This is a genomic window from Gillisia sp. JM1 (genome assembly GCF_000424645.1).
In the GTDB taxonomy this organism is placed as follows: Bacteria; Bacteroidota; Bacteroidia; order Flavobacteriales; family Flavobacteriaceae; genus Gillisia.
This window is the reverse complement of sequence record NZ_KE384218.1, coordinates 1,172,025-1,184,027: the sequence shown is the minus strand read 5'-3', so window position 1 is coordinate 1,184,027 and position 12,003 is coordinate 1,172,025. Positions and strand designations below refer to the sequence as shown.

Genomic DNA, 12,003 nt, shown 5'->3' with positions numbered 1-12,003 from the left:
TGTTTATGACATCTAAGATAAAAAGATAATATGCTTACATTAGTATAAGATTAAATCAAATTTTATAAGAAAATATAAGCCAATAATTACATATAACATATAATTATAATATTTGTTATATATTGTCTTTCTTATAATTAGTCAAACCCTGCTAAAAAAAATATTATGTATAAATACGGTCTTAACGTAAAATTTAAATCTACAGAAAACAATGCACAAAGATTGTCTTCAGTACTATTAAAAGCTTCAGAATTAGTTTCAACGGCCAAAGGTTGTCAATTATATTTAGTGAGTTTAGATGAAGATGAACCAGACACTGTATGGACCACAGAAATATGGGATTCCAAAGAAGATCACGAAAATTCCTTATCTGTTATTGGAGTAAAAGAGCTTATTTCCCAAGCTACACCGCTATTTGCTGCTCCGCCCGAAAAATGCAAAGAAATAAAAATACTAGGCGGTTATGGGATAAATCCATAGTCAAAGTGTCTCAGGATCGTTCTTTTCCTGTTTTTATTAACTGGAGTAATCATCTTAGTTATGACAATTTTCTCATAACTTTTTTAGCTTTCCAGAGCCATTACACTTCTTGCAGCATGCTATTTATAATTAAATTTCCTAGAATAAGTAAGCTTATACATCGTATTCAAAAATGAATCTGAGAAATAAGAAAGCCATAACTTCATAAAATAAATTTAATTTATAAAATATCTGGGGAATGAATGTAAGAGCAATCTGGAGCTATTATATAGATATTAATATCGTGAACTTAATCTTTTCTATATTTATCATGCACCTATTTAATAGGTATTGGGGCATCTTCATGTTTTGCTCTCTTGGAGTTTTTGTAGGTCGTTTTGCCTTTAAATATTTTAAAAACAATGAATACAATCTTTATTACAATCTTGGTTTTAATAAATTGAAGTTGCTTAAAATAGTCTGGATACTCAATCTTATTGTTGGCATCCCGCTACTAATAATCGCTTTATTTATATAAATTATGGATCATCTTTTAGAAATAAGCGGAGCTTATAAATCCTTTGGTAAAAAAAGAATTCTAGAGAACATTTCCTTTGAGCTTAAAACAGGAGATATTCTGGGCATCTTCGGAAGAAATGGTAGCGGGAAATCCTCGCTTTTAAGGATGATATTTGGCACTTTGCCGGCAAACCATATCCAAATAAAATTTGATTCAGAAATTGTTGAAGCAGATGAAATAATTCCACGTCAACTTATTGGTTATCTCCCACAAGATAGTTTTTTGCCAAAGAGTACTAAGGTTAGAGGTATCATTGCTCAGGGCAAACGCATTAAAAAAAGTTTAAGTTAATTGGGTAAAAAAGAGTGCCAATCACTTAAAAAACCAGCAGAATATTTGCTGTTTTCAGTTTAAAATATTGTATATTATACTGATAATCAATATTTTACACATTTGAAAACCGCCCAAAAACTAAAGACCATATTTGGTCAAATACCCGACTTTAGACGTTCCCACAAGCAACTTTATGATTTGGAAAGCATCCTTCTCATCGGGATCATTTCAGTAATCTGTGGGGCAGATTCATGGAACGAAATGGAAAACTATGCCAACTCAAAAGAAGAATTCCTTCGCAGCTTCCTTGATCTGCCCAATGGCATCCCTTCGCACGACACATTTAATCGCGTTTTTTCCAATATTGACAGTGATCAATTTGAAAAGTGCTTTATACAATGGGTCAGTGATCTTGCACAACTCCAGCCCAGGGAAATCATTGCCATAGATGGCAAAACAATCAGGGGTGCCAAAGCTGGCGGTAAAAAATCCCCGGTGCACATGGTCAGTGCTTGGGCAAACGACAATAATTTGGTCTTGGGACAAGTCAAGGTTTCTGAGAAGTCAAATGAGATTACTGCCATTCCAGAATTATTAAAGGCCTTGTCCATAGAAAACACCATTGTAACCATTGATGCCATGGGATGTCAGACAGAAATAGCCAAGGCCATCGTCAATAAAAATGCAGACTATATCTTGGCCGTAAAAGACAATCAACCTCAGTTGCTGGAGCATATTGAAGATGAATTTAGATTTGGGAAAACCATGGAATCAAACCTTGTCCAAGAACTGGACCATGGCAGGATAGAAACCAGGACATGCAGTGTGATCGACAACTTTCAGTTTATTGAAAAGACCAATAACTGGGAAAACCTGACAAGTGTTATAAAAATAGAAAGCAAACGTGAGTTTAAAAACTCAGAAAAGCCTGCACAACATGCAATAAGATATTATATTTCAAGTATAAAGGCCAGCTCCCAAGATTTCCAAAAGGCCATTCGTTCCCATTGGTCCATAGAAAACAAGTTGCACTGGACTTTAGATGTTGCTTTTTCAGAAGATGCTTCTAGAAAAAGAACAGGCAACTCCACTCAAAATTTCTCGATACTCAATAAAATCGCATTGAATTTGTTGAAAAATGAAAAATCATCCAAAATAGGCGTTAAAAGCAGAAGGCTCAAAGCGGGATGGGACAACCACTATCTGATAGAAGTGCTGAATCTAATGAAAGTTTAATGCGTTTGCCCTGTATCATTGCTCTTTTTTGCGATGATGAAGAAAAACAGAACAAAGTCTTTTATGCTCCCGGAGTTTCAAAATTCGATCATCTTAAAATAGGTCAGCTTTCCATGGGCCAATTAAGATATCTGGAAACTTTACTGGTAGGTTCTTTGGAGCATTCATTTATAATGCTAGATGAACCCTTTTCTATGTTGGAGCCTCTTTATAAAGAGCTTCTTAAAGAACTATTACGTAATCTGAGCCAAACCAAAGGGATTATTGTAACAGATCATTATTACCATGATGTTTTAGACATCACCAATGTAAATTTCCTTCTTAAAGATGGACATAAAATAGAGGTTATAGAAAAGATGGACTTAGTTAATAATGGTTATATCTCGTCTCTATAGAACCTTCGCATAATATCTTAATGAATATTTTCGGGGAAACAGATCCTAAGATTTCTTCAGAATCACTTTAACATCTTCAGTCTCAATATTAGACAGCAATTTCAACTTACCTTCTTCAAACAATTCATCAAGTTGACATAGGTCTGTATTAAAATCTTCTTGAGTATAATTTTTATAATCTACAAACCTAATTCCTTCGATCACACGTGGATTATAAGCCTCTCTAAAACGAAGCCCACCTTCATTGATATGAAACTTATAAGCAAGATAATCTATAGTAAAATTCTCTTTATGGATCCAATATAAAAACTCATCATGATGATCTGTACCTCCACCGTTCTGACTAAAAGTAACTTTTAATTGGTAATAAGGCATTCCATTAATTTCTGCATCTCCCACCAATTCCTTATTAACAGCTTTATCATTTAAACCGTAAGGTAAGTGTGCAAAATAATGCACAGAATTTACGCTACTAATATATTTAACCATCATACTGTCTGGTACGGTAATTAAACTATCATTCAAAAATCGCTGGTATCCGGTGTTGCTAACTACATCCCGAATGGTATCTAAAGAGTCTTTAATTTCTCGCTCTAAAAGGAATTCCCCACCATTACGAACACTCTTATATTTATTTTCTCGAAATTTAAAGTCGATCGTTGCTTTTTTGTAAATATCACCACCCGCGATAGCTATAGTTCTATTGATGATCTCGTCTGCAGAAAACTGCTCTTTTTCATTCTGGCAGGAAGCAAATAGCACAAGTAAGGCAAATATTAAAAGGTATCTCATAGTATCTTTAAAGTAGGCGCTAAGATAAAAAAATTAACACAATAGACATTTTATAATCTAGTATATCAACATTCTAAGACTACATTTCACCTAACTCCTTACACCTTAAATAATTCTTCTCGAATTAATTAGAATAGGTCAATCTTAAAACTTTACAAAATCATTATAGGAATTTCTAAAGAAACCTTCCTATTTTTGTGCCTCTATGAAGAATACCATCAACATAAAGAACCGTAAAGCGAAATTTGAATATGAATTTCTGGAAACCTATGTAGCAGGAATAAAACTTGCAGGGACAGAGATCAAAGCAATTCGTATGGGGAAAGCATCTATTACCGAAAGTTTTTGTGAATTCCAGAATAACGAACTCTTTGTAATAAATATGCATGTAGAAGAATATTCTCATGCCACACACTTTAATCATAACCCCAAAAGTGAGCGTAAACTGCTTATGCAAAAACGGGAACTTAAAAGTCTGGAGAAAAACGTTAAGAATTCTGGATTAACAATTATTCCTATCAGACTCTTTATCAACGATCGTGGTATTGCAAAACTTAAGATCACCTTAGCAAAAGGTAAAAAGTTATACGACAAGCGGGAAACAATCAAGGATAGGGATAGCAAACGCAGACTAGATAGAATTAAAAAAGACTTTAATTAAGCCCCGTACTCATTCCTTTTATTTAGCTATTTTGCAGTGTTAAAACCTCTGTTTATGAATGGTAGCTTAAAATCTCTCTTGTTTCTTTTACTTATTTCTCAATTTACATTCGCGCAAGTTACCGGTACTGTTAGGGATATTAACGACCTTCCACTACCCTATGTGAATATTTATACTGAAGATGGTACACAGGGAACCACCACAAATGAAGATGGAAATTTTGAGCTACGTCTATCTAAAACTGGCGAATACGAATTAGTTTTTCAATTTCTAGGCTATCAAACCCTCAAAAAAAAGATAGTTGTAGATAAATTCCCTTTTCAATTAGATGTACAGTTAACTTCAGAAACAACCAATCTGGATGAAGTAACTATTAACTCTAAAGATAATCCTGCTGATAGAATTATTAGAAATGCCATTGCAAGCCGAAAGGAAAACCTCGCAAAATTAGAACAATACACAGCCAATTATTATTCCCGTGGTTTATGGCGAATTAAAAATGCACCAGAAAAGATCCTGGGTCAAGAATTGGGAGATCTGGGTGGCGGTTTAGATTCTACCCGGAGCGGAATTATTTATTTAAGCGAAACTATTTCTGAAATCACTTTTCGTGCTCCAGATGATTTTAAAGAGAAAATAATAGCCTCCAAAGTAAGTGGAAATGACAATGGTTTCAGCTTGAATTCTGCTGAAGAATCTGATTTCTCTTTTTATAACAATACTATAAATCTCAATGCAGAGATCGTCTCTCCCATTGCCGATTATGCCTTTAACTATTACGACTATAAATTGGAAGGTGTCTTTTATGATAATGAGGCACAGCTCATCAATAAGATTCTCGTAACTCCTAAACGTCCCAAGGATCGTGTTTTTAGCGGTTTTATTTATATTGTAGAAGATACATGGCAGATCTTTGGTACAGAATTAAAAACTACGGGACAAGCAATCCAAGTGGCCCCAATAGAGGAACTCACTTTTACTCAAAACTTTAAATATTCTGAAGAAAATAAATTCTGGATCAAGATAAGTCAGGCGGTAGATTTTAGCTTTTCGATGTTTGGTATTGGTGGTGATGGAAGATTTACTGCTGTTTACAGCAATTATAATTTTGAACCTCAATTTAAAAAAAGAACATTTACCAGAGAGGTCTTAAGTTTTGCTGAAGAAGCCAATAAAAAAGATTCTTTATACTGGAATAAAATAAGGCCGGTACCTTTAACTACTGAAGAACTTACAGATTATGTAAAGAAGGATAGTCTCCAAGAACTAAAAAGTTCTAAGAAATATCTGGATTCTGTAGATACTGCTCAAAATAAGTTTTCTATTTCCGATTTGCTTTTTGGCTATAGCTATGGAAACTCTTATAAAAAGCAGCGATTTAATATCTCGTCGCCATTGTTTGGAACTCATTACAACACAGTTCAGGGATATAACACCTCTTTAGATGTCTCTTATAGAAAGAATCTGGATGATAATTTCGGGAAATATTGGAGAATCTATTCTAAGATGAATTATGGTTTTAGTGATGATCGTTTTAGAATAAAAGCAGGTTTTCAGAAGAAGTTCAACAATATTTCCAAACCTATTTTAAATATAGAAGCAGGAGTAGAAACTACGCAAATAAATCCTACGCTTCCAATTTCTGAAAGAATAAATGATATTAGCAGTTTGTTCTTCGAACGAAATTATTTGAAATTATACGAAAAACAGTTTGCTGAAATCTCCTATCAGCAAGAGCTTTTTAACGGATTTCGTTTATTTACAGATGTTAGCTATCAGCAACGAAACGCATTATTTAATACCAGTGATAATTCCTGGATAAATCAAGATGATGTTGCATACACTTCCAATAATCCGTTGCAACCGGAGAATTTCGGGAGTGTGCCGTTCATAGATCATCATATTTTCAAAATCAATATATCCGGAAGAATAGATTTTGCACAGAAATATTTGAGTTATCCGGATAGCAAGGTAAATGTTGCTTCTAACAAATTTCCAACTTTATGGCTAGCTTACGAAAAAGGTTTTGGAAGTGATATTTCTGATTATAGTTTCGATCAAGTTCGCGCAGCTCTTACCCAAAACATAAAACTAGGTAATAAAGGGAATTTTGGATATACACTAAAGGGTGGTGCTTTTTTGAATGATAATGAGATAGCATATTTAGATTACCAGCACTTTAACGGCAATCAGACCCGAATTAGAAGCGGTAGTTATCTGAATAAATTCAATTTATTGCCTTATTATAGGCTTAGCACCAAAAACAACTATTTGGAAATGCACGCCGAGCAGGATTTTCAAGGCTGGATCCTTGGGAAACTTCCTTTAATAAATAAACTGAATTATAATTTAATTCTTGGAGCACATGCGCTGTCTATAGAAAATAACAAAGCCTACACAGAGTTTTCTGTGGGGATAGACAATTTAGGATTTGGGAAATATAGGTTATTGAGACTGGACTATGTAGTCTCTAATTATCAAGGAAAAACAGAAGCTGCTTTTATTTTCGGACTTAAATTCTTGGGGATATTTGAGTAAGAAAGATTTTCTTTGAGATTCTTCAATCCATTTCATTCCTTTCAGAATGACAACAAATGACATTTGTCATTCCGACGAAGGAGGAATCTCTGAATGAAAAACTTTATTCTGGGATTCTTCAATCCATTTCATTCCTTTCAGAATGACAGCAAAAGAGACTTTTCATTCCGACGAAGGAGGAATCTCTGAATAAAAAACTTTATTCTGGGATTCTTCACTCCATTTCATTCCTTTCAGAATGACAACACAAGAAACTTGTCATTCCGACGAAGGAGGAATCTCATAAAACAGTAAATGAATATAAAAAAATAAAGACCCAGAAACAATTCCGATAGCTATCGGAACAGGGTGACGAGGTAAAATTGAGACACAAAACCCTCAATGAGGATTTAATTTTTATCCTCCAAAAGAGGAACAAATCTAAAATCACCAAATTCCTTTTTCTCGAATTCCTTAGCAGACTTTCTTACAAAAAGTGTCATTACCTGCACATTTTCACCTACCGGGATCACTAAGCGTCCACCTATTTTTAATTGAGCTAGTAATGGATTTGGAACATAAGGTGCACCGGCGGTCACTATAATCTTATCATAAGGTGCATACTCTTCTAATCCCTTGTACCCATCTCCAAAACTCAAATATTTGGGTCTGTAGCCAATTTTAGCTAAGAATACCTTGGTTTTTCTGTACAATTCTCGCTGGCGTTCTATGCTATAAACCTTAGCCCCTAATTCACATAAAACGGCGGTTTGATAGCCACTTCCTGTACCAATTTCCAGAACGCTATCGCCCTTTTTGATCTCTAATAATTCGGTTTGAAAAGCTACAGTATAAGGTTGAGAAATAGTTTGATCTGCAGCTATGGGAAATGCCTTATCTTGATAGGCATGATCTTCAAAACTACTATCCATAAAGAGGTGTCTAGGGATCTTATTTATTGCAGCCAAAACTTTCTTATCTTTTACTCCTTTTGCCTCTACAATTGCTGCCAATTGTTGCCTTTTCCCCTTATGTCTAAATGTATCCTTCAACTTAATAAATTCCAATTATCGCATAAAATTAAACAATCTAAGCCAAGGCTTCAAGCTAAGTTTTAATTATTATTTAACGATTGTACTAAATCATTTACACTCAAAATGGTATTGGCTTTATGCGAAGAAATGCTATTTTTGTTGAAAACGTAAAAACATGCTAAAAGCTGGTGTATTTGGTGCAGGACATTTGGGGAAGATCCATTTAAAACTGCTCCAACAATCTTCGGAATATGAATTAATAGGGTTCTATGACGGAGATAAGCAAAGAGCCAAAGAGATAGAAGACGAATTTGGATATAAAAGTTTCGATTCTGCTGAAGCTCTTATAGAAGCTGTAGACATGATAGATGTAGTAACCCCTACTATTACTCATTTTGAAACCGCTAAAAAAGCAATCACTGCGGGAAAACATCTTTTTGTAGAAAAACCTATCACCTCCACTTATGAAGAAGCTGAAGAATTGATCAGTTTGGCTAAAAAACATAAGGTTAAAGGGCAGGTTGGTCATGTAGAACGTTTTAATCCCGCATTTACTGCGGTTAAAGATAAAATTGGACAGCCGATGTTTATAGAGGCACATAGATTGGCAGAGTTCAATCCGCGCGGTACAGATGTGCCGGTGGTGTTGGATCTTATGATTCATGATATAGATGTGATCTTGAGTGTTGTAAAATCTAAGGTGAAAAATGTATCTGCCAGTGGTGTTTCGGTAATTAGTGAAACCCCGGATATTGCCAATGCCAGGATTCAATTCGAAAATGGATGTGTTGCCAATTTAACTGCAAGCCGAATCTCTCTTAAGAATATGAGAAAAGCGCGCTTCTTTCAGCGTGATGCTTATATTTCAGTAGATTTTCTTGAGCGTAAATGCGAAGTGGTTAAGATGAAGGATGCGCCTAAAGAACCAGATGACTTTGCTATGATCCTTCAGAATGCTGAAGGAGTGAAAAAACAGATCTATTTTGAGAATCCTACTATAGATACCAACAACGCCATTTTAGACGAGTTGGAATCTTTTGCACAAGCAATAAAAAATAATACAGAGCCTATTGTAAGTCTAGAACAAGGAGCTGAAGCCTTGAAAGTTGCAAACATGGTGATAGAAAGTTTTAAAAAATAAAAAATATAGTATGAAAAATATAGCAGTAATTGGAGCAGGAACAATGGGTAACGGAATTGCCCATACTTTTGCACAAAGCAGATACCAAGTAAATTTAATAGATATTTCTAAGGAAAGTCTTCAAAAAGGATTGGATACTATTTCTAAGAATTTGGATAGAATGCTTGCCAAAGAAAAGATTACAGAGGCTGATAAAAAAGCAACTTTAAAAAATATTAAGACCTTCATCGATATCCCTTCAGGAGTAAAAAATGTTTCTTTAGTAGTAGAAGCTGCTACAGAAAATGAAGATCTTAAATTGAAGATCTTCGAACAATTAGATTCTAATTGTGATGAAGATACTATTCTTGCTACTAACACTTCGTCGATCTCTATTACACAGATCGCATCAAAGATCTCTAATCCATCTCGAGTAATTGGAATGCATTTTATGAATCCGGTGCCGGTGATGAAATTGGTTGAGATCATAAGAGGATACAATACCAGTGATAAGGTTACTAAAACCATAATGAATCTTTCAGAGAAACTTGGAAAGAGCCCTGTAGAGGTTAATGATTATCCTGGTTTTGTGGCAAATAGAATTCTTATGCCAATGATCAACGAAGCTATTGAGACCTTATACACTGGAGTTGCTGGCGTTTATGAGATAGATACCGTGATGAAGCTGGGAATGGCTCATCCAATGGGACCATTACAGTTAGCAGATTTTATAGGATTGGATGTGTGTCATTCTATCCTTGAGGTGATGTACAAAGGTTTCAAAAATCCTAAATATGCGGCTTGTCCTTTATTAACAAATATGGTACGTGCAGGGAAACTCGGAGTAAAATCTGGGGAAGGTTTCTATGATTATTCTGAAAACAGAAAAGCGGAAAAAGTTTCAAACCAATTCAGCTAAAACACTAGTGGCTTAAAAGCTAAGCGGCATTTAAAAATGCTCGCATTATAATTTCTGAAACTAAAAATTAATTGGCGAAAATAGTTCCGTTTAAAGCAGTAAGGCCTACTAAAGATAAGGCAGGAATGGTTGCATCCAGACCCTACGAGGATTATAGTGTGGGGGAATTAAAGGCCCAGCTGGAATACAATCCTTTTTCTTTCCTACATATCATAAATCCCGGCTATAAATTTCAGCACGAAATTACCGGTGAGAAACGCTTTCAGCTGGTAAAGAATAGATATCTGGAATTCAAAGAAGAAGAGATCTTTATTCAGGACCCTTCTGCTTGCTATTATTTTTATAAAATAGTCACCAGAACAAAAATGTTCTCCGGAATTATTGCAGCAGCGAGCGTACAAGATTATGAAGATAATCTCATAAAAAGGCATGAAGACACCATAGCCTATCGGGAGAACCTTTTCAAGGATTATTTAAAAGTAGTAGGTTTTAATACAGAGCCGGTGCTCCTCGCCTATCCAGATTCAGAAGTTATAGACAACCTGATGAAGAAAGTGATGCAGGGAGAACCAGAATATGAGTTTTCTACTTATAATAAGGAAACACATTATTTATGGAAGATCTGTGAACCAGAGTCTGTTAATCAGATAAAATCTGAATTTGAATCTATGCCTACACTTTATATAGCAGATGGTCACCATAGAAGCGCTTCTTCATATTTACTCGCTAAAGAATCTAAGGATGCAAATCCGAATCATACCGGAAACGAGCCTTATAATTACTTTATGAGCTTTCTTATTTCTGAAAGCAAACTACAGATCTACGAATATAATAGATTGATCAAAGATCTAAACGGTTTAAGCAAGGAGGAGTTTTTAATGCAACTGGATCTTTGGTTTAGAATAGAAAGCAGAGGATTAGAAGTATATACTCCTAGTAAAAAGCATCAATTTAATATGTATCTGGATGGGGAATTTTATTCTTTATATCTGCGGAAAACAAATTACGAATTCACTGATTCCTTGAGTAGTTTAGATACATATATCTTGTATCAGAAGGTATTAAAACCTATTTTAAATATTCAGGATCTCCGTGATGATGACAGGATTGCCTACATCCATGGAAGAAATGATCTTATAGAGATCAAGACTCAGGTAGATAATGGTAATTTCGCTGTGGGATTTGGCATGTTGCCTTTAACAATAGATGAAATAAAAAAGGTGGCAGACGAAGGCTTGACAATGCCTCCAAAAAGCACATATATAGAACCTAAACTAAGAAGTGGATTAACGGTTTATGAATTTTAGAACCAATAATTCTTTACAGGATATTAATTACTTAAATTAGAGAATGGAAATTTCCAAAAACATTAAAAAATATAAAGAAGAACTTGGAGAAAAAGTAGCCTTAGTTGCGATTTCCAAAACCAAACCTAACAGTGACCTCCTGGAAGCATACGAGGCAGGGCAGCGTATATTTGGAGAGAATAAGATCCAGGAAATGACAGACAAGTGGGAAAGCCTTCCAAAAGACATAGAATGGCATATGGTTGGGCATGTACAACGCAATAAAGTGAAATACATGGCACCATTTGTGAGTTTAATACATGCCGTTGATAGCCTTAAATTATTAAAAGAAATCAATAAGGAAGCAGAAAAAAATGAGAGAACTATCTCTTGTTTGCTTCAGATTAAAATTGCTGATGAAGAATCTAAATTCGGTCTAGAAGCAGAAGAAGCAAAGGAAATCTTAGCTTCAGATGAAATATTGGAATTGAAGAATATTCAAATAACAGGATTAATGGGATTGGCTACTTACTCTGACGATGAAGCAAAAGTAAGAGGGGAATTCGATTATTTAAGATCTGTTTACATTGACCTCAAGAAAAAGCAACCCCAATTTGAGGTGCTTTCTATGGGGATGAGTGGCGACTATCAAATAGCAGTAACCTGCGGAAGTAATATGGTGCGAATTGGAAGCGCAATATTTGGAGAACGAAGTTATAATTAAGAAGAAA

At 34.8% G+C, this 12,003-nt stretch carries 13 protein-coding genes; 11 read left to right on the top strand and 2 right to left on the bottom strand.

The features are described from left to right. The first annotated feature begins 165 nt into the window (after positions 1-165). From H033_RS0108650 to H033_RS19845, 5 genes are all read left to right on the top strand, one after another. The gene (locus tag H033_RS0108650; RefSeq protein ID WP_026837957.1) at positions 166-480 is read left to right on the top strand and encodes a putative quinol monooxygenase; all 315 of its coding nucleotides are present in this window, start codon (positions 166-168) and stop codon (positions 478-480) included. Positions 481-718: 238 nt separating this feature from the next. Then, positions 719-997, top strand: coding sequence for a hypothetical protein (locus tag H033_RS0108645; protein WP_026837956.1), 279 nt, complete (start codon positions 719-721; stop codon positions 995-997). A 3-nt stretch (positions 998-1,000) separates the two neighbouring features. Further along, complete coding sequence (locus tag H033_RS19850) at positions 1,001-1,330, top strand: ATP-binding cassette domain-containing protein (RefSeq protein WP_231367580.1); 330 nt, start codon at positions 1,001-1,003, stop codon at positions 1,328-1,330. 102 nt (positions 1,331-1,432) lie between these two features. Further along, positions 1,433-2,548 (top strand): ISAs1 family transposase, encoded by a 1,116-nt coding sequence (locus H033_RS0108635; RefSeq protein ID WP_026836489.1) that lies wholly within the window; start codon positions 1,433-1,435, stop codon positions 2,546-2,548. After that, positions 2,500-2,943 carry a hypothetical protein gene (locus tag H033_RS19845; protein WP_196809430.1) on the top strand — a complete coding sequence of 148 codons (444 nt, stop codon included), beginning with the start codon at positions 2,500-2,502 and terminating at the stop codon, positions 2,941-2,943. The genes H033_RS0108635 and H033_RS19845 overlap by 49 nt, the downstream gene beginning before the upstream one ends. Before the next feature lie 45 nt (positions 2,944-2,988). Here the strand turns inward: H033_RS19845 and H033_RS0108625 are convergent, their stop codons facing one another. Next, a complete protein-coding gene (locus tag H033_RS0108625) occupies positions 2,989-3,735 on the bottom strand; it encodes a DUF6503 family protein (protein ID WP_026837955.1) in 747 nt (248 codons plus the stop codon). A 205-nt stretch (positions 3,736-3,940) separates the two neighbouring features. Between H033_RS0108625 and smpB the strand changes: the two genes are divergently transcribed. Next, complete coding sequence (gene smpB / locus H033_RS0108620) at positions 3,941-4,396, top strand: SsrA-binding protein SmpB (protein ID WP_026837954.1); 456 nt, start codon at positions 3,941-3,943, stop codon at positions 4,394-4,396. 54 nt (positions 4,397-4,450) lie between these two features. After that, complete coding sequence (locus H033_RS0108615; RefSeq protein WP_026837953.1) at positions 4,451-6,934, top strand: DUF5686 and carboxypeptidase regulatory-like domain-containing protein; 2,484 nt, start codon at positions 4,451-4,453, stop codon at positions 6,932-6,934. A 389-nt stretch (positions 6,935-7,323) separates the two neighbouring features. Here the strand turns inward: H033_RS0108615 and H033_RS0108610 are convergent, their stop codons facing one another. After that, complete coding sequence (locus H033_RS0108610) at positions 7,324-7,965, bottom strand: protein-L-isoaspartate(D-aspartate) O-methyltransferase (protein ID WP_026837952.1); 642 nt, start codon at positions 7,963-7,965, stop codon at positions 7,324-7,326. Positions 7,966-8,122: 157 nt separating this feature from the next. On the opposite strand from H033_RS0108610, the gene H033_RS0108605 reads away from it, so the two are divergent. From H033_RS0108605 to H033_RS0108590, 4 genes are all read left to right on the top strand, one after another. Continuing rightward, the gene (locus H033_RS0108605) at positions 8,123-9,088 is read left to right on the top strand and encodes a Gfo/Idh/MocA family protein (RefSeq protein ID WP_026837951.1); all 966 of its coding nucleotides are present in this window, start codon (positions 8,123-8,125) and stop codon (positions 9,086-9,088) included. 10 nt (positions 9,089-9,098) lie between these two features. After that, positions 9,099-9,986, top strand: coding sequence for a 3-hydroxyacyl-CoA dehydrogenase family protein (locus tag H033_RS0108600; RefSeq protein WP_026837950.1), 888 nt, complete (start codon positions 9,099-9,101; stop codon positions 9,984-9,986). Positions 9,987-10,057: 71 nt separating this feature from the next. After that, positions 10,058-11,293 (top strand): DUF1015 domain-containing protein, encoded by a 1,236-nt coding sequence (locus H033_RS0108595; protein WP_026837949.1) that lies wholly within the window; start codon positions 10,058-10,060, stop codon positions 11,291-11,293. 43 nt (positions 11,294-11,336) lie between these two features. Further along, positions 11,337-11,996: a YggS family pyridoxal phosphate-dependent enzyme gene (locus H033_RS0108590; RefSeq protein WP_026837948.1), complete on the top strand. Its 660-nt coding sequence runs from the start codon at positions 11,337-11,339 to the stop codon at positions 11,994-11,996. Positions 11,997-12,003 lie beyond the last annotated feature (7 nt).

Bases quoted from the DNA above. Each gene is read 5' to 3' on its own strand.
- H033_RS0108650 (WP_026837957.1), top strand. From the start codon at position 166: ATGTATAAATACGGTCTTAACGTAAAATTTAAATCTACAGAAAACAAT.
- H033_RS0108645 (WP_026837956.1), top strand. From the start codon at position 719: ATGAATGTAAGAGCAATCTGGAGCTATTATATAGATATTAATATCGTG.
- H033_RS19850 (WP_231367580.1), top strand. From the start codon at position 1,001: ATGGATCATCTTTTAGAAATAAGCGGAGCTTATAAATCCTTTGGTAAA.
- H033_RS19845 (WP_196809430.1), top strand. From the start codon at position 2,500: ATGGGACAACCACTATCTGATAGAAGTGCTGAATCTAATGAAAGTTTA.
- H033_RS0108625 (WP_026837955.1), bottom strand. From the start codon at position 3,735: ATGAGATACCTTTTAATATTTGCCTTACTTGTGCTATTTGCTTCCTGC.
- smpB (WP_026837954.1), top strand. From the start codon at position 3,941: ATGAAGAATACCATCAACATAAAGAACCGTAAAGCGAAATTTGAATAT.
- H033_RS0108615 (WP_026837953.1), top strand. From the start codon at position 4,451: ATGAATGGTAGCTTAAAATCTCTCTTGTTTCTTTTACTTATTTCTCAA.
- H033_RS0108605 (WP_026837951.1), top strand. From the start codon at position 8,123: ATGCTAAAAGCTGGTGTATTTGGTGCAGGACATTTGGGGAAGATCCAT.
- H033_RS0108600 (WP_026837950.1), top strand. From the start codon at position 9,099: ATGAAAAATATAGCAGTAATTGGAGCAGGAACAATGGGTAACGGAATT.
- H033_RS0108590 (WP_026837948.1), top strand. From the start codon at position 11,337: ATGGAAATTTCCAAAAACATTAAAAAATATAAAGAAGAACTTGGAGAA.